Source organism: Hoeflea sp. CAU 1731 (assembly GCF_039888615.1).
Taxonomy (GTDB): domain Bacteria; phylum Pseudomonadota; class Alphaproteobacteria; order Rhizobiales; family Rhizobiaceae; genus Flavimaribacter.
Map to the genome: position 1 here is coordinate 107,257 of NZ_JBDQQS010000004.1, position 21,670 is coordinate 128,926.

Here is a 21,670-nt window from a genome sequence, read left to right on the forward strand (position 1 = left end):
CTATGCAAGGCGAAAAAATTCCCGCGACAGTGATTACAGGTTTTCTGGGCGCGGGAAAGACAACGATGATCCGCAATATGCTGACCGCCGCCAATGGCCGAAGGATTGCGCTGATCATCAACGAGTTCGGCGACCTCGGAGTTGACGGCGAGGTGCTGAAAGGGTGCGGCGTCGAGAATTGCAGTGACGATGACATCGTGGAACTGAACAATGGCTGCATCTGCTGCACGGTCGCCGATGATTTCATCCCCGCCATGGAAAAGCTGCTCGAACGCGAGGAAAGGCCGGATCACATCGTTATCGAGACTTCGGGTCTCGCGCTGCCTCAGCCTCTGGTCGCTGCATTCAACTGGCCTGGCATCAAGACGCGGGTCACCGTCGACGGCGTTGTGACCGTTGTCGACAGCGCGGCGGTGTCGGCAGGCCGGTTTGCGGACGACCACGACCGTGTGGACGCGCAGCGACAAGCCGATGAATCGCTTGATCACGAGAGCCCGCTGGAGGAACTTTTCGAAGACCAGTTGACTGCTGCGGATCTGATAGTGCTCAACAAGGCTGACCTCCTGGACGAAACCGGCTTAGAGGCGGTGCGCGTCGAAGTCGCAGGGCGCGCCAGCCGCAAGACGGCGATGATCGTATCGCGCAACGGAGAAGTCGCAAACGATGTGCTGCTCGGTCTCGGTTCGGCGACCGAGGACGAGATATCCAAGCGCAAATCGCACCATGAAATCGAGCATGAGAATGGTGGAGACCACGATCACGACCATGATGAATTCGAAAGCTTCGTGGTCGAGTTTGGCGAACTGCCGGATCCCGATGGATTTGCGCGCATGCTCGAGTCCATTATCTCTGATCACGACATTCTTCGGGTCAAAGGCTTTGTCTCGGTGCCGGGCAAGGCCATGCGACAGGTCATCCAATGTGTCGGCGCGCGTATGGACCGGTACTACGATCGCCCGTGGAAGCCAGGTGAGGCGACAAACTCTCGTCTCGTTGTGATTGGACTGCACGACATGGATCGAACTGTAATATCTGATGCGATCGCACGCGCGGCAGGAACAGCAGCGCAGGCTTAGACATGCACCTTCTGGTCGCGCAGAAAGGATCGATAGCGGATGGCGAGGAGGCGATTGATCTCGCCCAGTCGCCGGCCGACATGATCGTTCTGTCCGCAGCCGATACCGAACTGGCCAGCCTCGCCGAAGCGCGAAAAATGCGTGGTGAAGATGCGCCGCGACTTCGCCTTGCAAGTCTGATGCAGCTCAGGCATCCGATGTCGGTTGACACGTATCTGGAAAAGACTGCCGGCCAGGCGCGGCTTGTTGTTGTGCGTGCACTCGGCGGCGCTAGTTATTTTTCCTACGCGCTGCAGTCCCTTCATGCGCTGTGTTTCGAACGCGGCATTGCGCTGGCGGTGCTTCCAGGCGACGACAAGCCGGATCCCGGCCTGCTGGACTATGGAACTGTGCCTCGAGCAGATTCAGAGGCTCTCTGGTCCTATCTAGTCGAGGGCGGGATCGAGAACGCCGGCCGCTTTCTGGATTTCGCCAAAACTCTACTGACTGGCGACGACAAGCCGGGACCTGCGGTTCCACTGCTGAAAGCCGGTCTGTGGTGGCCGGGGCGAGACATTCGCCATGTCGACGACATCATCGAGACCGGATCGGAAAAGGCTGTTGCGGCGATATGCTTTTACCGGGCGCTCGTGCAAGGGGGGCAGACGAAGCCCGTCGAAGCTCTGATCGAGGCGCTGCAGGAACGAGGCCTGCAGCCTATGCCGGTTTATGTCGGCAGCCTCAAGGATCCTGTTTGCGCGGCGACGGTCAGCGCTCTTTTCGAAACGGCGCCGCCTGACATTGTCATCAACGCCACGGGTTTCGCCGTCTCTTCACCGGGCGGCGCCCGGCGCTCGACTGTGCTGGAATCCACCGGCGCACCAGTTCTTCAGGTGATCCTGTCCGGATCGACAGTCGAGAGTTGGCAAGACTCTGCGCAGGGGCTTACGGCGCGTGATCTGGCGATGAATGTGGCGCTGCCCGAGGTCGATGGCCGGATACTGTCCCGCGCCATTTCTTTCAAATCGGCCGGTATATGGGACGAGGCGGTCGAGACCAATATCGTCACGCACGAACCGGTTGCCGACCGCGTCGCATTTGTGGCTCGTCTTGCTGCCAATTGGGCGCAACTCCGCCGCAAGCAGCCGAAGGACCGCCGTGTTGCGCTCGTTCTCGCCAATTACCCCAACAGGGACGGCCGGCTCGGCAACGGCGTCGGTCTCGATACCCCGGCCGGAACGGTCGAAGTTCTGAATGCCATGCGACAGGCGGGCTACAACGTTGACGCGGTTCCCGCCGACGGCAACGCGCTGATGAACCTGCTTATGGCAGGGCCCACTAATGCGGCGGTCGACGCGCGCGAAATCCGCGAGATGCTGTCCCTGGAGGACTATCTTCGGTTCTTTGATGCGCTGCCGTACAAGATCCGGGGGGAAGTTATCGACCGCTGGGGCGGTCCAGAGGACGATCCCTTCTATTGCGAAGGCAGTTTCGCTCTCCCGCTGATGCGCCTCGGCGAGACCGTGATCGGCGTCCAGCCGGCGCGCGGATACAATATCGATCCGAAAGAGACTTATCATTCACCGGATCTTGTTCCTCCGCACGGCTATATCGCTTTCTACGCCTGGCTGCGCGAGAATTTTGAAGCGGATGTCATCGCGCATATGGGCAAGCACGGTAATCTTGAATGGTTGCCTGGAAAGGCGCTGGCGTTGTCCGCCGAGTGCTGGCCGGATGCGTTGCTTGGCCCAATGCCGCATGTCTATCCCTTTATTGTCAATGATCCCGGCGAAGGGACACAGGCGAAGCGGCGCACGGCCGCCGTTATCATTGATCACCTGACGCCGCCGCTTACACGCGCCGAGTCCTATGGCGCGCTGAAGGATCTGGAGGCTCTTGTCGACGAGTATTACGAGGCTTCCGGCAGCGATCCGCGTCGCCTGAAGCTTCTGAAATCCCGTATTCTCAATCTTGTCCGCGATATCGGTCTTGATTTGGACGTAGGAATCTCGGGTGGCGACAGTGACGACACAGCGCTCGAAAAGCTGGACGCCTATCTTTGCGATCTCAAAGAAATGCAGATCAGGGATGGTCTGCATATATTCGGCAAATCTCCGGTAGGACGGCTGCTTGATGATCTCGTCACCGCTCTTGTGCGCGTTCCAAGAGGCGCGGGAGAAGGCGCCGACGCAAGCCTCCAGCGGGCGATTGCAGAAGATCTGGCTCTCGACTTCGACCCGCTCGATTGTCCGATGGGCGCGCCTTGGGAAGGGCTGCGCCCGAACGTTCTGGCACAACATTCCGACGAAGCCTGGCGTACGCATGGCGACACTGTGGAGCGGATCGAACTGCTAGCGAGCCACCTCGTTTCCGGTTCCCAGCCCTGTCCTTCGGAGTGGGTCGCCACGGAGGCGGTGCTGCGTGGCGTCAAAGATGTTGTGGAGCCTTCGGTGCGCGCTTGCGGAGCTGCGGAGATACAAGGTTTTTTAAGGGCGCTGTCGGGCTGTTTCGTCGATCCGGGTCCATCCGGCGCGCCGACGCGCGGCAAACCGGAAGTATTGCCCACAGGTCGCAATTTCTATTCTGTGGACAGCCGAAGCGTGCCGACGGAAACCGCCTGGGAACTTGGTCGCAAATCAGCCGAAATGCTGATAACGCGCTATACACAGGACAATGGAGAATGGCCGACATCCTTCGGTCTCACCGCCTGGGGCACGTCGAACATGCGCACCGGTGGCGACGACATCGCCCAGGCCCTGGCGCTGATTGGCGTCAAGCCGGTCTGGGACAGCGCTTCGCGCCGCGTGACCGGATACGAGATCATGCCGATCGCCAAACTTGGCCGACCGCGCGTTGATGTGACCTTGCGCATCTCCGGCTTCTTTCGCGACGCCTTCCCGGATCAGATTGCACTGTTCGACAAGGCGATCCGCGCCGTAAGCGCGCTCGATGAAGATCCCGGCGACAACCCGGTCGCCGCGCGCATGATGGCGGAGCGGGTATCTCTGGAACAGGCAGGAGTAAGTCCGGATGAAGCGCTTCGGAAATCCGGCTTCCGCGTCTTCGGCTCGAAACCCGGCGCCTACGGCGCTGGACTGCAGGCGTTGATCGACGAAAGAGGTTGGCAGTCTGACGAAGATCTCGCCGAAGCTTACAAAGTCTGGGGCAGCTACGCCTACGGCGCCGGCGTTGAAGGCGAGGGGGATCGAAAGGCGCTCGACCGCCGGCTGGGCACAATCGAGGCCGTCATTCAGAACCAGGACAATCGCGAACACGACCTGCTCGACAGCGACGACTATTACCAGTTCGAGGGCGGCATGACGGCGGCCGTGAAGTCTGTTACAGGCGCGCGTCCGACGGTCTATCACAACGACCATTCCCGCCCGGAACGACCCGTGATCCGAACGCTGGAAGACGAGATCGGTCGCGTGGTGCGCGCCCGTGTCGTCAACCCGAAATGGATCGCGGGGGTCATGCGGCACGGCTACAAGGGCGCATTCGAGATCGCGGCGACGGTCGACTACATGTTCGCCTTTGCAGCGACCACAGGAGCGGTCCGTGACCATCATTTCGATGCGGTCTACGACGCCTTTGTTTCGGACAAGGCTGTGCGCGACTTCATTGAGATAAACAATAGCGCCGCTTTCCGTGAGATGACGGACAGATTGCTGGAGGCGATAGAACGCAAGCTCTGGACACCGCGGTCGAACTCGGCACAATTCGCACTGGAGGAAATCACCGGCATGAAAAAACGAGAAAACGCCCATGGCTGACAAATCGGACAAGCTGAAAGCGATGACTGAGGAAGAACTCGACGCCCGTCACGCCGAAAAGATGCGGAAGAAAAAGGCCGCCCGGGACAAGATAATCGCCACCAAGACCGTGAAGAAAGGTCTGACGATCGTTCACACGGGCAAGGGCAAGGGCAAATCCACGGCCGCCTTCGGCATGGTGTTTCGCGCGATCGGCAACGGCATGAAGGTGGGCGTCGTGCAATTCGTGAAGGGCAAATGGGGGACCGGCGAGCGCAAGGTTCTGGAAGCCTTTCCCGACCAGGTGACGCTTGCGACCATGGGCGAGGGCTTCACCTGGGAAACCCAGGATCGGCAGCGTGACATCGCGGCGGCGCGCCAGGCTTGGGAAAAGGCGAAGCAGATGATTCTGGATAGCGAGCACGATATGGTGTTGTGCGACGAATTGAACATCGTGCTGCGCTATGACTATTTGCCGCTCGAAGAAGTGCTGGACGTTCTCAGCCTGAAGCCGCCGATGAAGCATGTGATCATCACCGGTCGCAACGCGAAGGATGAACTCATCGATTTTGCCGATCTTGTAACCGAAATGGAGGTGATCAAGCATCCGTTCCGTTCTGGAGTGAAGGCGCAAGTCGGCATCGAATTCTGATCAGCTGTGACGGCTTCTCCGTGTCGTGTATGGGGCGGTGAACTCCGCCTTTATGTTTGACGCAATAGTTCGTACAGCCTACAAGGGTCGACAGCGTGTGACGGCGTCCGATGCGATCGGGCTGCGAGAAATTCCGGTGAGGCCGACCCATATCGGGGGTCAATTCCGGAGCTGTCCAGACCGGTGCGGCGGCATTCACCGCCGGGCGTTTCGTGCACGAACCAACGCCGCCTGGAGACCTTCGATGACACGCACATTAGCCGCAGCATTTTTACTTGCATCGCCAGTGCCCGCCTTCGCCCATATGGGACATCTGGGCGAGGTCGCCGGGCATTCGCACTGGATCGGCCTTGCAGCGGCTCTGGGCGCCGCCGCCATCGCGGCCCTTGCACACAAGGCTGGCAAGAAAAAGAAGTCTGAAAACGAATCCGACGCGGAAGCCGAAGCAGACGGCGCGGAAGAGGCCGCGGCATGAAACAGGAAAAAATCGGCATCATGGTCTGCGGCCACGGCAGTCGCAACCAGAATGCTGCGCGTGAATTCGCCAAGGTCGCCGAGGGATTGAAGGCGCGCTATGAAGGCACGCCGGTAGAATATGGCTATCTCGAATTCTGCAATCCGGTAATTCATTCGGGTCTTGATCGCCTGCGAGAGCAGGGCGTCACGCGTGTCCTGGCCGTGCCAGGCATGTTGTTCGCAGCCGGTCACGCCAAGAACGACATTCCATCGGTGCTCAACACCTATCAGGCGGCGCATCGCGACATCCAGATCGATTACGGCCGCGAACTCGGCGTTGATCTGAGGATGATCCGGGCCGCCGGCGAACGCATCCGGGAGGCGATCGAGGCTGCCGACGAAGAGAAGGAAACTATCCCACTTCACGAGACGCTGCTGATGGTCGTCGGTCGCGGCGCTTCCGATCCCGACGCCAACTCCAACGTTGCGAAAGTCATGCGGATGTTGTGGGAAGGCATGGGCTTCGGTTGGGGCGAAACCTGCTATTCCGGCGTGACCTTTCCCTTGGTGGAGCCCGGGCTGCGGCATGCCGTGAAGCTCGGTTACCGGCGTATTGTCGTGTTTCCCTATTTCCTATTCACCGGCGTTCTCGTGAAGCGGATCTACAGCTTCACCGATATTGTCGCCGCGGATCATCCGGAGATCGATTTCGTCAAGGCGGACTATCTCAACGATCATCACCTTGTCCTTGATACGTTCGAGGATCGTGTCGAGGAAACACGGGCAGGGCAGGCGGTGATGAACTGCCAGATGTGCAAATATCGCGAACAGGTTCTCGGTTTCGAGGCGGAGGTGGGGGCCGCGCAGGAAAGCCATCACCATCACGTCGAGGGAATCGGCGGCGGACTTGAGAACTGTCCCTGTGAGGGCGACTGCGATGCGTCGTGCCGTGACGAAGACTTCTGCCGCAAGCATGGCCTTCCCTTCACGCCGCTGCACAATCATGACCATGACCATGACCATGACCATGACCATGACCATGACCATGACCATGCCCACGCGCATGATCATGACCACGGTCACGGACATCATGATCACCACCACCATCCCTATCCCCATGCGGATCATCCGCATGGACCGAAGTCGATGGAGCGGGGCAAGTAATAGTGGAGGCCGCGATGGACTACATCCGCGATCCACAGGAAATCTATCGCGAAAGCTTCGCCACGATCCGTCGCGAGGCGGATTTGTTAAGATTTCCCGGGGTGTTGGGCGAGATTGCTGTGAGAGTGATTCACGCCTGCGGCATGGTCGATATCGTCGATGACATGGTTATGTCGCCTGACGCCGCTGAAGCGGGTCGCGCGGCGCTCGACAACGGTTGCGCAATCATCTGCGATGTCGAAATGGTCCGACACGGTATCATGCGTCGATTGCTGCCCAACGAAACAGAATTGCTCTGCAATGTCGGATCGGCAGCGGCGACGCAACTGGCTTCCGATCAGGGCACGACCCGATCCGCCGCGGCAATCGAAACGCTGAGCGACCGATTGCCGGACAGCATCGTCGCCATCGGAAATGCGCCGACGGCCCTCTTTCATCTGCTTGAGTTGCTGGATCGCGGTTTGTCGCCGCCAGCGCTCATCATCGCAACGCCGGTCGGGTTCGTCGGCGCAGCGGAATCCAAGGAATCTCTGATTGCTAACGCAGGCGCTGTACCCCACGTGGTCGTCAGAGGGAGGCGAGGCGGCAGCGCCATGGCCTCCAGTATCGTCAATGCTGTCGCCGGAGGGCTGAAGACTTGAACATGAAACAGCCATTGAAGCCGTGGTTGACCATCGTGGGGATTGGCGACGACGGTATCGCAACGCTGACCCCGCAGGCCATCGAACTGGTCAAGCAAACCGAGACGCTTGTGGCTCCGGAACGCGTGCTTGAGAATCTTGATCTTGCGGCGCTGGGACTGACCGAAGCCGAGATCGTTCCTTGGACCATGGGCGTTGGTCCGACGCTGAAGTTTCTCGAAGAGCGTCGCGGCCGCCCGGTCACTATCCTTGCAACGGGAGACCCGATGCATTTCGGAATCGGCGCAACGATGCGGCGCAAGCTGGCGCCCGAGGAAATGCAGGTCATCCCTTCGCCGTCCGGCTTCTCGCTGGCTGCGGCAAGGCTTGGCTGGTCGCTTTCCGACGCCGCCTGCATTTCCTTGCACGGACGCGCCGTGGTTGGCGTCCATCCCCATATCCTGCCGGAAAACCGCATCGTGTCGCTGACCTCCGTTGCGCGCACGATCCATGAAGTGGCGGATATTCTGGTTGCTCGCGGCTATGGCCGTTCGGTGATGACCGTGCTGGAACATATGGGCGGCAATCGCGAGCGGACAGTAAAAATCACGGCGGAGGAGGTCGGCCCGTACCATCCGGACAATCCGAAATTCGCCGATTTCAATGTGCTCGGCGTCGAATGCGTCGCCGGCGAAGACGCTGCCCTTTACTCGGCTGTGCCTGGTCTGCCCGACGAGGCCTTCTTCCATGACGGGCAACTAACAAAATCGGAAGTGCGGGCAGCGACCCTTGCTGCGCTGAAGCCGTGTCCTCTTGCCTTGCTCTGGGACGTCGGCGCCGGTTGCGGGTCGATTGCCATCGAGTGGATGCGCGCGGCACGCGGGGCAAAGGCGTTCGCTGTCGAGGCGAAGCGCGAGCGCGTTCGCATGATCGCTGACAACGCCGCGGCTCTTGGAACACCACGGATCAAGGTGTTTACCGGTGAAGCACCGGCCGCACTGCAGGATCTGGACCGGCCGGACGCGGTCTTTATCGGTGGCGGAGTCACGGACGAAGGCGTGTTTGAAACCTGCTGGGAAGCCCTGAAGCCGGGCGGCCGGCTCGTCGCTAACGTGGTTACGATCGAGGGTGAAACCCGTCTTGCGCACCTGCATGGGGACCATGGCGGGACCATGCGAAGGATCGCAGTATCGCGCCTTGAAAAGGTCGGCGGATTTTCAGGCTGGAAACCGCTGATGCCGGTCACTCAATGGGCCGTCGACAAGCCGTTGGAGAGCGAATGACGGGCACACTTTACGGTCTCGGCATTGGTCCGGGCGATCCGGAGCTTCTGACGCTCAAGGCGCATCGCGTCCTGGGCGCGGCTCCGGTCGTTGCCTATCCACAACCCGATACGGGACCAAGTTTAGCGCGAAGCATCGTCAGTGAATACATTCGGGAAGACCGGATGGAGTATCCGATCATCGTGCCGATGCGCACGGAGCGATTTCCCGCAAAAGCCGTCTATGACGAAGCAGCGCGCGACCTGTCCGTCTATCTGGATGAGGGAAGGGATGTCGCGGTCCTGTGCGAAGGCGATCCGTTTTTCTATGGCTCCTTCATGTATCTGTATGAGCGGCTGGCGCAACGCTATCCCTGCGAGGTGGTGCCGGGGGTGTCGTCCATGATGGCGGGAGCGGCCGCACTCGGTCGGCCGCTTGCGGCGCGCAACGATATCCTGACTGTAGTGCCAGGCACCCTTTCCGACGAAGAGATCGCCACGCGCCTGACCATGTCCGACGCAGTTGTCATTATTAAAATCGGTAGACATTTCAATCGTATAAAGAGCTTGCTTGAGGGGCTAAATCTGGTGGATCGCGCCGGTTATCTGGAACGTATTTCGCTCGGTGAGCAGCGTATTCTGCCGCTCTCCGACATGAATGCGGATGCCCCCTATTTTTCGATGATCCTCATCTACAAGGGCGCGGAAGACTGGGTCGCCTCGTGGCCGATAGCCGGCAGGGAGCACGCAGATGCCCGCTGAAGTACCACCAGCGATCATCCTGTTGAACGAGACAAGCATCGGGTCCGCCCGCATGCTTGCGGAGGAATTTGGTGGAGATTTGCACGGACCAGCGAGCCGTGTGGCCGATGCGGATGTGCGCTTCGATGACGCTGCAAAGCATATAAGGGATCTCTTCGAGGCCGGCCGGCCAATCGTCGCCTTCATGGCGTCGGGGGCGCTGATCCGCATCCTCGCGCCTGTTCTTTCGGACAAGTACAGCGATCCGCCTGTTGTCAGCCTCTCCGAGGACGGGCGCATTGTGGTTCCCCTGCTTGGCGGCCATCATGGAGCGAACGATCTGGCGAGGCGGGCGGCTACAATTCTTGATGGTCATGAGGCCGTGACGACTGCGGGAGACCTCAGATTTGGCGTCGCGCTCGACGCGCCGCCAGTAGGGTATCGTCTGGTCAATCCGGAGAAGGCCAGAGACGTCATGGCCGAGCTTGTGGCTGGTCGATCCGCCAGGCTGACCGGCAAGGCGGAATGGCTGGCGCAATCGAAAATACCTTTCGAGGATGATGCGGCTGTTCGGTTGACTGTCAGCGACACGATCATCGAACCGGAAGCGCTGGAACTCGTCTACGCGCCAGCGACCCTTTGCGTTGGCGTTGGCTGCGAGCGCGGCGCGGAGGCCGCGGAAGTGATTGCGCTGGTCGAGCGACAGCTCGCTGAAAGCAACTTGTCCCCCGCGGCCGTATCAGGCCTCTACTCGATCGACCTCAAGGCCGATGAGGCGGCGATTCATGCTGCAGCACGGCATTTCAATGCGCCAGCTCGGTTTTTTACGGCGGTGGAACTGGAGGCGGAAGCCGGTCGGCTCGAGAATCCGTCCGAAATCGTGTTCCGGGAAGTCGGGTGCCATGGCGTGGCGGAAGGCGCGGCATTGGCGGCTGCCGGCCCTGAGGCCGAGTTCATTGCGCCGAAAGTCAAATCGCAGCGAACGACATGCGCGATCGCCCGTTCGCCGCAACCAGTCTCGCCAGCAATGCGTGGTCGCGCGCGCGGCCGGTTATTCGTCGTTGGCATCGGGCCCGGCTCCGCAGAATGGCGCTCGCCGGAAGTCTCGCGAATGATTGGGCAGTCCAGCGATCTTGTCGGCTATTCGCTCTATCTCGATCTGCTCGGCCGGCTTGCCGAGGGAAAGCAACGTCACGATTTCGATCTCGGCAAGGAAGAGGCGCGGGTGCGCCATGCGATGGAATTGGCCGGCACGGGAAACTTGGTCTCTCTTGTGTGTTCGGGGGATGCGGGCATCTATGCAATGGCGACGCTAGTGTTCGAACTCCTGGATACGGGCGTGGAGTTGAGCGATGCAGCGCGACGCATCGCGGTCGAGGTCTCGCCGGGCATTTCTGCGCTTCAGGCGGCCGCCGCCCGTATGGGCGCGCCCTTGGGTCATGATTTCTGCACGATCTCGCTGTCAGACCTGCTCACTCCCTGGGAATCGATCAAACGGCGCGTCATGGCCGCGGGCGAGGCCGATTTCGTGATCGCCTTCTACAATCCCGTCTCCAAGCGCCGCCGAACGCAACTCGCCTGGGCGCGGGACGAATTGCTCAAGACCCGTCCCGCCGACACGCCGGTGGTGCTGGCTACCAATCTCGGACGTAGTGGTGAAACGGTGCGTGTCGTACCGCTGGCTGAACTTGATGTCGATGATGTCGATATGCTGACCGTCGTTATCGTCGGCTCCTCGATGAGCCGCACGGTCAAGACGGGCGACGGTCGCTCGTGGGTCTACACGCCGCGCGGCTATGCGGCGAAATCCGACAGCATCCTCAAGCCGAAAGCAACTGCGTCATGACCGTCTACTTCATAGGAGCGGGTCCGGGGGCGCCGGATCTCATTACCGTTCGCGGCCTGCGACTTGTCGAGCGCTGCCCGGTCTGTCTCTACGCCGGTTCCCTGGTTCCGGCAGAGATCGTCGCGGCGGCTCCTCCGGAAGCGCGGGTCATGGATACGGCGCCGATGCATCTTGACCAGATCATCGACGAGATGACGCAAGCCCACGCGCAAGGCCAGGACGTCGCTCGCGTGCATTCCGGAGATCCCTCCATCTACGGAGCGATTGCCGAGCAGATGCGTCGTCTCGATAACCTTGATATCGATTATGAGGTCGTGCCGGGCGTTCCGGCTTTCGCCGGCGTTGCGGCAAAATTGAAAACCGAGCTGACCCTTCCAGAAATCGCCCAGACGGTAATCCTCACGCGCACTGGCATGAAGGCCTCCTCCATGCCGGAAAGAGAGACCCTGGAAATCCTCGGCCAGTCTGGCGCGACGTTGGCGATCCATCTGTCCATCCGCAACATGGATTATGTCCGCGAAGCGCTGGCGCCGCATTATGGCGAGGATTGCCCAGTGGTGGTCGCCTATCGGGCGACGTGGCCTGACGAAATGTACATCCGCACCACGCTCGCGGAGATGAAGGCGCAGGTGCGAAAGGCGAAACTCACGCGCACGGCGTTGATCATGGTGGGCCCGGTTCTGGGCAAGGCGCAGTTCCGCGATTCGTCACTATACGATCATTCGTTCAGCCATGTTTTGCGAAACGCCGGCAAGAAGAAGCAGAAGGCCTAGCCGATGGCCGCAAGCAACGCGTCTACCGTTGCGAATGTCGCTCCAGGCGGCGGAGCGGGGCGCGCAATCATAATGACGGGAATTCCGAGTTCCCGCGCAGCTTGGATCTTTTCGTACGAACCGCCGCCTGAGTTCCGTGAAACGACGCACGTCACTGATCGCGACCTGAAGAGGTCGATCTCATCCGCGACTGTCTCGCCGGGTCGTCTGATGACCAACTCGCAAGAGGCAAGCGGCGGAGTTTGCCCCGGTCGATCCACCATTCGCACGATGAAATGCGCGTCGGTCCGCTCTGCGAATGCGCTGATGTGCTGGCTGCCTAACGCCAGGAAAGCGCAGGCGCCTTCAGGGACCGCTAAAGCGGCCTCGTTAAGCCCGCCGACTTCGGTCCAGCGATCGCCAGTCCGCCGCTTCCAGGCGGGACGCAGTAGCGTAAGTAGAGGTGTCCCGATACGGCCGGCGGCTTCTGCTGCGTGCAGCGACATGGATGCGGCAAACGGATGCGTTGCATCGATCAGTATGTCTATGCCTTCCGCTCGGAGAAACGTCTCCAAACCTTCGACCCCGCCGAAGCCGCCGATGCGCCATTCGCCGGCGCCGGTCACCGGCTGCATAGTACGCCCGGCCAATGACGAGATAACCCGCAACCCCCCTCTTTGGCAAAGCCGCTCGGCCAGGTCGGACGCCTCGCGCGTTCCAGCCAGAATCAAAATCGTTCTAGGGCGTCCGGGCAAGGATTTTTCCTTCCCGATCGACAATGATCACATCAACATCAACGGATGCGTAGCGCAGGGTCGCAAGCGCGGTGTCACGAGCCTTCCCGGCTATTGGCGCGGCAAGTTTGATTTTTCTTTGATGAGCGATTTCAGGGGCTTGTTTGGCAGCGTTGGCGTTCTGAATCCTGTCCTTCAGACTTCGAATCAATTCGGCGTTGATGGCGAATTCCGGCAGGAACTGGATATCGACCTGACTGCGGTTCGAATGCGGGTCGAGCGCCGCCTTGCCGGCGACTTTTGCGAATGCACCCGTTGCCCGGCCGCGTTTGACAGGAAGGCCATTACCGACGCTATTGTTATTGTCCGCCAATGCGCGTTTCATATTGGCGTTATAGGTTACGTTGCTATGGTGGGAAAGGTGCAGGTAGACGGAGACGGCAATGGATGAATGGCTGCCGCATCTTCCCGTTATGGAAGCGGGATCCGTCTGGCTGGCCGGCGCAGGCCCTGGTGATCCGGGTTTGCTGACGATGCATGCAGTCAACGCTATCCGGCAGGCTGACGTCATTGTCTATGACGCTCTCGTCAATGCCGATTGTCTCAAGCTCGCGCGTTCCGACGCAACCCTGGAATATGCAGGCAAGCGCGGCGGCAAGCCGTCTGCCAAACAGGCTGACATTTCGCTGCGTCTGGCGGAGCTAGCCGGGCAGGGCAAGAAGGTGCTCCGTCTCAAGGGCGGTGATCCTTTTGTGTTCGGGCGCGGCGGAGAGGAAGTATTGACGCTCGTCAGACACGATATTCCGTTTCGCATCATTCCGGGCGTCACGGCCGGGATTGGTGGTCTGGCCTATGCGGGCATTCCGGTGACGCATCGCGACGTCAATCACGCCGTGACTTTCCTGACAGGACATGATTCCAGCGGCGTCGTTCCGGACAGGATCGACTGGGAAAGCGTCGCCAAAGGTTCTCCTGTCATCGTCATGTACATGGCCATGAAACATATCGGCCCGATCGCAAGCCGCCTGATAGCGGCAGGCCGCTCCAGGGATGAGAAGGTCGCTGTTGTCTGCAATGCGACGACCGCGCAGCAACAGGTCGTTGAAACCACGCTGGCGCAGGCGGAAGAAGACATTGCGCTCGCCGGACTTTCGCCGCCTGCCGTCGTCGTGGTCGGCGCAGTTGTCGGCTTCCGCGACGTGATGAAGTGGCTGGGTAAAGGCGCGACCTGATGGCCGGGCTTCTTATCGCCGCCCCCATGTCAGGTTCCGGCAAGACGACGTTTACGCTTGGTTTGCTCCGGGCCTTGAAACGCGATGGCGTTTCAATTGCACCCGGCAAGGCCGGTCCGGATTACATCGATCCCGCGTTCCATGCGGCGGCCAGCGGCGTGCCATGCCTCAACTACGATCCATGGGCAATGCGTCGCGACTTGCTGGAGGCGCAGGCAGGCGCGGCGGTCGCCAAGGGCAGATTGCTCGTCATCGAAGCAATGATGGGGCTTTTCGACGGAGCCGCCGACGGTAGCGGCTCGGCCGGCGATCTTGCCGCAATACTGCGTCTGCCGGTCGTCTTCGTGGTCGATTGCGGTCGAATGTCTCATTCGATCGCGGCGCTTGTCGACGGTTTTGCACAACATCGCGCCGAGGTGATGATAGGCGGCGTGATTCTCAACAATGTCGCAAGTCCCAGGCACGAAGCGATGCTGAGACAGGCGCTCGAAGCCAACGGCATGGATGTATTCGGAGTTATACCGCGGGATGCAAGGCTCGAACTGCCTGAAAGGCATCTTGGTCTGGTGCAGGCCGGCGAACATGCTTCGCTCGAAATGTTCATCGAGCATGCGGCTGACTTGGTCCACGCGAATTGCGACCTGAAAGCACTGCGCGCTGCGAGCGGAAGTCTCGGCGCGTCGCCGTCGGAAACGGCGACCGACCGCCTGCCGCCGCCAGGCCAGCGCGTCGCCATTGCGCGCGATGAGGCCTTTGCCTTTACCTATGCTCATATTCTTGACGGATGGCGCCGACAGGGCGCCGAAATCGTGTTCTTTTCTCCGCTCGCCGACGAGGCCCCGGATGAAGCCGCCGACGCGATTTATTTTCCGGGTGGCTATCCGGAACTGCACGCGGGACAACTCGCCGCCGCCGGCCGGTTTCGTGAAGGCGTCCGCCGGGCCGCGACACAGGGTCGAAAGGTCTATGGAGAATGCGGAGGCTACATGGCGCTCGGCGACGCCCTGATCGATGCAGAAGGTGAAAGCCACGCCATGCTCGGGCTTCTGCCGCTTGTCACCAGCTTCGCAGAACGAAGGCTGCATCTCGGTTATCGTCGTATCAAACCGCTGTCGGATTTCTTTGAGGCGTCGATGACGGCCCACGAGTTCCACTACGCAACGCTCGTATCAGAAGCCGAAGACGGCCGCTTGTTTGAGACGACGGACGCGCTCGGCGAGGAACTCGGTCGATGCGGGTTGCGGCGCGGCGGTGTTGCGGGGTCTTTCATGCATGTCATCGACATCGCGGAAACGCCATGAAGGCCGAGATTGTCGAACATGGCGGCGGGCTTTTTGCAGCCTCCAGGCTTTATGGCGGCGCTCCGTCGGACTGGCTGGATCTCTCGACCGGAGTCAATCCGGTTCCGGCGCCGCTGCCAACAATTTCGCCCGATGTGTGGAACCGGCTTCCTGATGACGATCTCATGAATGAAGCCTGCGGCAGCGCAGCCCGTTATTTCGATCTTCCGCCAGGCAAGACGCCGTTGGCTGCGCCCGGGTCGCAGAGCATTATCCAGCGCCTTGGACTTCTGGGCCAGGGCAAGGTCGCCATATTTGGGCCAACCTACGCGGAATACGAGCGCAGCTTTATCCGTTCCGGCAATCCGGTAACGGTTGCGCCGTCCCTGGACGGGCTTTCCGGGGACGAGCGTTTCGTCGTGGTTGTCAATCCGAATAACCCGGATGGGCGCACGTTTTGTCCGACGCAGCTTGAAGCCTTGGCCCCGGACCTTGCCCGACGCGACGGCTGCCTGATCGTGGACGAAGCCTTTTGCGATCTGACGCCAGAACTAAGCATGGCGCCATACGCGTCAATCACAGATGGTGTCCTGGTGCTGAGGTCGTTCGGTAAATTTTTTGGTCTTGCCGGCCTCAGGCTCGGATTCGTCATTGCGCAGCAGCCGATCCTGCAGCGTTTCCGGGAAACTTTAGGACCATGGGCGGTGTCCGGACCGGCATTGGCGATCGCCGCCGCCATTTATAACGACGCCGAGTGCGTCCGCAGGATTCGATCGGATATCCGGGAGCTTCGCGAAAAACTTGAAGACGTTCTTGGCGCGTGCAGATTGGAAGTGGTCGGAGGCACGGATCTGTTCACACTCATTCGACATGACCGCGCCGACCAGCTATTCGAAAGTCTCTGCAAACGTCATATCCTTGTTCGCAAGTTTGACTATGAACCGGACTGGTTGCGGATCGGGCTTCCGCGTGAAGAGGCGGCGCGCTCCCGCCTGCAATCCGCTCTGACCGAAGCTCTGGGGAATTGACTGCGACATGGCTACCCGCTTCCTCATCCTTGCGCTTGCTTTGGTACTTGATCGCCTGATCGGCGACCCGGACTGGCTGTGGAGGCGGTTGCCGCATCCGGTAGTCCTGTTCGGCAAGGCGATCGATCGATGCGAGTCCGATCTGAACGACGATGACGACAGTGCAGAAACCCGTTGGAGACATGGTGTTTTCGCGATCGTACTTTTGCTTGCCGCAAGCGCCTTTGTTGGCTTGGTGCTTACGGCCATATTCTACAGTTTCGGCGTCGCCGGCGTCATTCTGGAAATTGTTACCATCTCCATCTTTCTTGCCCAGAAAGGCCTGTCAGAGCATGTCGGAAGGGTCGCGAACGCCGTGCGATCTGGCGGATTGGATGAAGCCAGACGCGCGGTTTCGCAGATTGTCGGGCGCGATCCCGAAGGGCTCGATGCACCGGCAATCGGTCGGGCAGCCATAGAAAGCCTTTCCGAGAATTTCTCCGACGGTGTGGTGGCCCCGGCTTTCTGGTATCTGATCCTCGGTCTTCCGGGTCTACTCGCTTACAAGATGCTCAACACGGCCGATTCGATGATCGGCCACAAGGACGAACGACATCTGCATTTCGGTCGGGCTGCCGCCCGGCTGGATGATATCGCGAACTGGATTCCGGCGCGGGTGTCAGCTGCTTTCCTCGTTCTCTCGACGGCAATCCGCCTCGGACTGAAGTCAGCGCGGAGGGCGGCTGGCGCTGTTCTTCGCGACGCCGGATTGCATCGTTCTCCGAACGCAGGTTGGCCAGAAGCCGCCATGGCCGGCGCGCTTGGCGTCGCTCTGTCCGGTCCGCGCAGCTACGGAAAGACGCCCGTGATGGAGCCCTATCTGAATGCGAAGGGACGCGCCGCCGTCGTTGTCGACGATCTCGATCGTGCGTTGATGCTCTTCAGCTGGAGTTGCTCTCTGCTGTTCCTTGCCGTGGCGATTCCGGCCTTGTGCGAAATGCTCGCCTGAGAACCAAACCCCGAAATTGTGACATATGCCACATTTCGAATAGTTTAACGGCTTTAGAAAGAATGCCGTTACCTTTATTTGGTATAGGTTGTTATCTATTACTATAAATGGGTGCAACTATAAGAAAAGGTCTCGATGATATGCGTATCTGATCGCATGTCGAATAGTGAACACTGATCAAGGAGCAGGGGGACTGCAAATGTTCAGATATGTGCTGACGATCGTCGCCGGACTGGCAATCGTGCCGTTTCAAACAGCTATTGCCAGAGCAACAACGCTGATGGCTCAGGTGGATCTTTCCAGGCAGGAAATGGTCGTTACACACAGGGGGCAGGTCAAGTACCGCTGGAAAGTATCGACAGGGCGCGGTTCCTACCGCACGCCGACCGGATCATACAGCCCGAAATGGCTGTCGAAGTATCACAAGTCCCGCAAATACAACAACGCGCCAATGCCGTTTGCAATCTTCTTCCGTGGCGGTTACGCTGTGCACGGAACGAACGAGATCAGTCGCCTTGGACGCCCGGCGTCACACGGGTGTGTGAGACTTGATCCGAAAAACGCCGCCATGCTCTTCTCGCTTGTTGAGCGCGAAGGTTTCAACAACACGCGGATCATCATCACTCAATAGACGGTTTTTTGCGACCGTGACCGCCCGGCCGCTGCGGATTTCGCATGCGGGCCGGGAGAGGCTGGCCGGGTTTGCGTCGGCGCACATGCACCGGCCACTGCCCGTTCTTCTCGAAATATTTCTTTGCGCGCGCGATCTGCTGTGGGTCTAGACGAAATCCTCTCGGATCGCCCCAACGATCGTGGAACCACATCCACTGTCCGGGATATTCCCTGATCCAGCTTTCGACCTTGTCGTTTACGATCTGCGACGCCGCCTGGATATCGACATTTCCGTCGCTGTCCTTCGGCATGGTGATCGGTTCCTCAATCTCGAGACGGAAGCGATCATTCTCAATCCGGATGCACCGGGCCGGAAAGACCTCGCAGTCGAAGTGACGCGCCAGCTTGGCCAAAAGCGGATTGGCGATTACGTCGCGTCCAAAGAATTGCACGGTCGGGCCTTTTCGGAATTTCTGGTCGACGAGCAGTCCCACGCCTCGGTTTTCATCCAGAACGCCAGCGAGATTCCAGGCGGCGCCTGCCCGCGACGGCACAAGGTTGCCCATATGTGTGCGCCGGGCGGCCAGCAACTTGTTGGCGATGTATCGGTTGTTGGGCGGACGGAACAGGGCGGTGACGTTAAGGCCGTATCTGGCGGCAATCGCCGGCAGGAGTTCGAAATTGCCTGTATGCGCCGTAAACACGATAAACGGACGCGGACGTTCAACAAGATCGAGAAAACGATCGATGCCTTCGACCTCGATGAGGCCGCCTTGACCAGTGTCGATGCCGCTGTCGATCAGCTTGTCTATGAGGATATATTCCGCCATCAGGCGAGCCATGTTCCCCCACATGTCAAGCGCGATCGCCTCGCGCTCCTCTTCTGATTTTTCGGGAAATGCGAGTTCCAGGTTTTGCAGGGCAAGCTTGTGCCGGTGAGTCAGCGGGCCGATCTTGCGCGCCATGTAGTCTGTAAAACGGATTGCCTTGCGAGCGGGCAGTTTCTTCAAAACCCCAAGTGTCGCGAACACAAACTGCGCGACCAGCCACTCCTGAATTTTGATAAGAGTGACAATCGATTGTCTGAGTGTTGGATTCACGCGTCTTTATCCATTCTCAAAATGATTTTCCCGAATACCTGTCGGCTTTCCATTCTGGCGAGCGCGGTGTCGATGTCCTCAGGCTCGACTTCCGTGTCGATTACGGGATGAACAATGCCGCGGGCCATCTTTTCCATGGCGTCGGCGAGATTCTCCATTCGGCAGCCGAAGGATCCGATAAATCTTAGCTGCTGTTGGAAAAGCTGCATGAGATTGACCTGCGTCGACACGCCCGATGTGGAGCCGCAAGTCACAAGCCGGCCGCCGCGTTTCATGCACAGCATGGAGCCGGCCCATGTGTCGGCGCCGACATGTTCGAAGACAACGTCCACGCCCTTCTTCTTCGTGAGTTTGCGAACTGCTCCCTCGAACCGGTCTTCGCGGTAATTGATGACATGATCGGCGCCAAGTTCTCGCGCCCTTTCCACCTTGTCGTCTGAGCCCACGGTCGTGATGACTGTGCATCCCGTCTTTTTGGCAAGCTGGATTGCGGCCGAGCCAATGCCGGAACCGCCGGCGTGAACCAGAATGGTTTCACCGGGCTGCAATTTGGCGTTATCAAAAAGCATGTGTTCGACGGTGCCGAACGTAACAGGCGCGAGCGCCGCGGCTACGCCGTCGACCCCGGGTGGCGCGGGCACAAGCTGCCGCGCCAGAACGTTGATTTTTTCCTGGGCGAAGCCGTCGAGATGAAACCCGTGCACGCCGGCCACGTGCTCGCACATATTGTCCCGGCCTTCACGACAGTGTTTACATAGGCCACAGGTGCGCGCGCCATATATCGAGACAAGTTGCCCAGGCAGCACATTCGAAACGCCGGGGCCGATCGCCTCGACGGTGCCGGAGGCTTCCGCGCCGATCACCAGCGGAAGCTTGCGTTTGGCGAACGCCATGCCGCGCCATCCCCATACATCGATGTGATTGAGCGCCACGGCGGCGACCCTGAGCGTGACTTCTCCAGGACCGGGTTCGTCCGGCGGAGCAATGTCGGTCAGTTCCAGTTTGCGATCGTCAATAAGCTGCAATGCACGCATAAGGCGGCGTTTCCCCGGCTATTCTGTATTGGCTTCGTTAGGAACCGCGTTTAGGCCGGTTCAACCGCCATGACAAGGCATGCATTTTGTCCGCCGAAGCCAAACGAGTTGGAAAGCACGGTGTTTACCGCTTTTTCGCGTTTCACATTCGGCACAACATCGAGTTCGATGGTGGGGTCCGGATTTTCGTAATTGATGGTTGGCGGCAGCGTTCCGGTTCTTATCGTCATGAGCGAGAAGATCGCCTCAACCGCGCCGGCTGCGGTCAATGTATGGCCGATCATCGACTTGTTGGAGGAAACCGGAATGTTTGGCAGATGGTCGCCGAAGACCGTGGACAGCGACAGATACTCCATCTTGTCGTTCTCGGGCGTCGAGGTGCCATGCGCGTTGATATAGTCTATGCCGGATTCATCGATGCCGGCGTCCGACAGGGCCGCCTGGACGGTGGCGATCGCCGGACCGCCGTCAGGTGAAGAGCGGGTCCTGTGAAAATGGTCGGCCTTTTCTCCATATCCCTTGACGATACCCAAAACATTCGCGCCGCGCGCCTCTGCGGCTTCCAGCGATTCCAACACGAGGGCGGCGCCGCCTTCTGCGATGACGAAACCATCGCGATCCTTTGTGAAAGGTTTTGAAGCCTTTTCCGGAATGTCGTTCTGTGTGGACAGGGCTGAAAGCAGCGAAAACCTGACCAGCGCCTCGACATTGACCGATCCATCGGTCGCGACCGTCAACGCCTTGTCCGTGCGTCCCTGGCGGATCGCGTCGACGCCGAGCTGGATCGCCGTTGCGCCGGATGCGCACGCCGTGGAAAGGGTCACGGGCAGGCCGCGCGTGCCGTAGACTTCCGCCAATCGCTCGGCGATTGCGCCAAAGAGGGCCGAGCGGGTCAGATCCTTGTGCGGGCGCGCCCGCATCGCCTTCAGAAAAACGTCGTAGGCGTTGTTGGTTTCCTCTGCAAAACCATATTCGTCGGCCAGTCGGAACCTGTGATCCCATTCATATTCGACGGGAGGCGCGGCCAGGAATAGCGGGCCGCCGAATTCGCCTGTGACGCCGGCTTCCTCGAGCGCTTCACGGGTCGCGGCATCGGCCATGGCGAAGGAGATTTCGCTGGCGTAGTTCGGCGCATCCATGAAATCGACCGTGCCGCTGATGCGGGTCGAAAGGCCTTCGGTCGGAAACCGCGTTATTTCGTGTATCCCGGAAACGCCGTCGGTGAGGGCCTTCCAGTTGTCCTGCTTGCCGCGTCCGAGGGACGTGACGATGCCCATGCCGGTCACGGCTATGATCGGACGGTTCAGATGATCTCTGTATTTGCTGGCGGTCATGACCGTCTCCGCTGACACTGCGCCCGCTT

Annotated in this window: 19 protein-coding genes and 1 pseudogene; 15 read left to right on the forward strand and 5 right to left on the reverse strand. The window is 59.9% G+C overall.

Going from position 1 to position 21,670, the window contains the following annotated elements; genetic code table 11:
* Positions 1 to 2: 2 nt before the first annotated feature.
* The 10 genes from cobW (at position 3) to cobM (ending at position 12,320) form a co-directional block, all read left to right on the forward strand.
* A complete protein-coding gene (gene cobW, locus AAFN47_RS08570) occupies positions 3 to 1,076 on the forward strand; it encodes a cobalamin biosynthesis protein CobW (protein ID WP_499808798.1) in 1,074 nt (357 codons plus the stop codon).
* 2 nt (positions 1,077 to 1,078) lie between these two features.
* Positions 1,079 to 4,828, forward strand: coding sequence for a cobaltochelatase subunit CobN (gene cobN / locus AAFN47_RS08575; protein WP_499808799.1), 3,750 nt, complete (start codon positions 1,079 to 1,081; stop codon positions 4,826 to 4,828).
* A complete protein-coding gene (cobO, locus tag AAFN47_RS08580; RefSeq protein WP_499808800.1) occupies positions 4,821 to 5,459 on the forward strand; it encodes a cob(I)yrinic acid a,c-diamide adenosyltransferase in 639 nt (212 codons plus the stop codon). Before cobN ends, cobO begins: the two co-directional genes overlap by 8 nt.
* Before the next feature lie 244 nt (positions 5,460 to 5,703).
* Entirely contained in the window at positions 5,704 to 5,934 is a 231-nt protein-coding gene (locus AAFN47_RS08585; protein ID WP_499808801.1) for a DUF6732 family protein, read from the forward strand.
* The gene (locus AAFN47_RS08590) at positions 5,931 to 7,079 is read left to right on the forward strand and encodes a sirohydrochlorin chelatase (protein ID WP_499808802.1); all 1,149 of its coding nucleotides are present in this window, start codon (positions 5,931 to 5,933) and stop codon (positions 7,077 to 7,079) included. Before AAFN47_RS08585 ends, AAFN47_RS08590 begins: the two co-directional genes overlap by 4 nt.
* Before the next feature lie 2 nt (positions 7,080 to 7,081).
* Positions 7,082 to 7,720, forward strand: a complete 639-nt coding sequence (locus tag AAFN47_RS08595; protein ID WP_499808803.1) for a precorrin-8X methylmutase — start codon at positions 7,082 to 7,084, stop codon at positions 7,718 to 7,720.
* Positions 7,721 to 7,722: 2 nt separating this feature from the next.
* Positions 7,723 to 8,982, forward strand: coding sequence for a precorrin-6y C5,15-methyltransferase (decarboxylating) subunit CbiE (cbiE, locus tag AAFN47_RS08600; protein ID WP_499808804.1), 1,260 nt, complete (start codon positions 7,723 to 7,725; stop codon positions 8,980 to 8,982).
* A complete protein-coding gene (gene cobI / locus AAFN47_RS08605) occupies positions 8,979 to 9,722 on the forward strand; it encodes a precorrin-2 C(20)-methyltransferase (protein ID WP_499808805.1) in 744 nt (247 codons plus the stop codon). Before cbiE ends, cobI begins: the two co-directional genes overlap by 4 nt.
* A complete protein-coding gene (cobJ, locus tag AAFN47_RS08610) occupies positions 9,712 to 11,547 on the forward strand; it encodes a precorrin-3B C(17)-methyltransferase (protein WP_499808806.1) in 1,836 nt (611 codons plus the stop codon). Before cobI ends, cobJ begins: the two co-directional genes overlap by 11 nt.
* Complete coding sequence (gene cobM, locus AAFN47_RS08615; protein ID WP_499808807.1) at positions 11,544 to 12,320, forward strand: precorrin-4 C(11)-methyltransferase; 777 nt, start codon at positions 11,544 to 11,546, stop codon at positions 12,318 to 12,320. The genes cobJ and cobM overlap by 4 nt, the downstream gene beginning before the upstream one ends.
* Here the strand turns inward: cobM and AAFN47_RS08620 are convergent.
* Positions 12,317 to 13,054 (reverse strand): cobalt-precorrin-6A reductase, encoded by a 738-nt coding sequence (locus AAFN47_RS08620; protein WP_499808808.1) that lies wholly within the window; start codon positions 13,052 to 13,054, stop codon positions 12,317 to 12,319. The genes cobM and AAFN47_RS08620 overlap by 4 nt on opposite strands.
* Positions 13,038 to 13,406: a hypothetical protein gene (locus AAFN47_RS08625; protein ID WP_499808809.1), complete on the reverse strand. Its 369-nt coding sequence runs from the start codon at positions 13,404 to 13,406 to the stop codon at positions 13,038 to 13,040. The genes AAFN47_RS08620 and AAFN47_RS08625 overlap by 17 nt, the downstream gene beginning before the upstream one ends.
* Before the next feature lie 70 nt (positions 13,407 to 13,476).
* On the opposite strand from AAFN47_RS08625, the gene cobA reads away from it, so the two are divergent.
* From cobA to AAFN47_RS08650, 5 genes are all read left to right on the forward strand, one after another.
* Positions 13,477 to 14,265, forward strand: coding sequence for a uroporphyrinogen-III C-methyltransferase (gene cobA / locus AAFN47_RS08630; protein WP_499808810.1), 789 nt, complete (start codon positions 13,477 to 13,479; stop codon positions 14,263 to 14,265).
* Positions 14,265 to 15,566, forward strand: coding sequence for a cobyrinic acid a,c-diamide synthase CobB (locus tag AAFN47_RS08635; protein WP_499808811.1), 1,302 nt, complete (start codon positions 14,265 to 14,267; stop codon positions 15,564 to 15,566). Before cobA ends, AAFN47_RS08635 begins: the two co-directional genes overlap by 1 nt.
* A complete protein-coding gene (gene cobD, locus AAFN47_RS08640) occupies positions 15,563 to 16,573 on the forward strand; it encodes a threonine-phosphate decarboxylase CobD (RefSeq protein WP_499808812.1) in 1,011 nt (336 codons plus the stop codon). The genes AAFN47_RS08635 and cobD overlap by 4 nt, the downstream gene beginning before the upstream one ends.
* A gap of 7 nt (positions 16,574 to 16,580) precedes the next feature.
* Entirely contained in the window at positions 16,581 to 17,561 is a 981-nt protein-coding gene (gene cbiB, locus AAFN47_RS08645) for an adenosylcobinamide-phosphate synthase CbiB (RefSeq protein WP_499808813.1), read from the forward strand.
* Positions 17,562 to 17,760: 199 nt separating this feature from the next.
* Positions 17,761 to 18,192, forward strand: coding sequence for a L,D-transpeptidase (locus tag AAFN47_RS08650; RefSeq protein ID WP_499808814.1), 432 nt, complete (start codon positions 17,761 to 17,763; stop codon positions 18,190 to 18,192).
* A 172-nt stretch (positions 18,193 to 18,364) separates the two neighbouring features.
* Here AAFN47_RS08650 and AAFN47_RS08655 read toward each other — a convergent pair.
* From AAFN47_RS08655 to AAFN47_RS08665, 3 genes and pseudogenes are all read right to left on the reverse strand, one after another.
* Positions 18,365 to 19,273, reverse strand: a pseudogene (locus AAFN47_RS08655) (lipid A biosynthesis lauroyl acyltransferase); the annotation flags it as partial.
* Positions 19,270 to 20,307, reverse strand: a complete 1,038-nt coding sequence (locus AAFN47_RS08660) for a zinc-binding dehydrogenase (RefSeq protein ID WP_499808815.1) — start codon at positions 20,305 to 20,307, stop codon at positions 19,270 to 19,272. The gene AAFN47_RS08660 and the pseudogene AAFN47_RS08655, both read right to left, overlap by 4 nt.
* A gap of 50 nt (positions 20,308 to 20,357) precedes the next feature.
* Positions 20,358 to 21,641, reverse strand: a complete 1,284-nt coding sequence (locus tag AAFN47_RS08665) for a beta-ketoacyl-ACP synthase (RefSeq protein WP_499808816.1) — start codon at positions 21,639 to 21,641, stop codon at positions 20,358 to 20,360.
* Between the last annotated feature and the right edge of the window lie 29 nt (positions 21,642 to 21,670).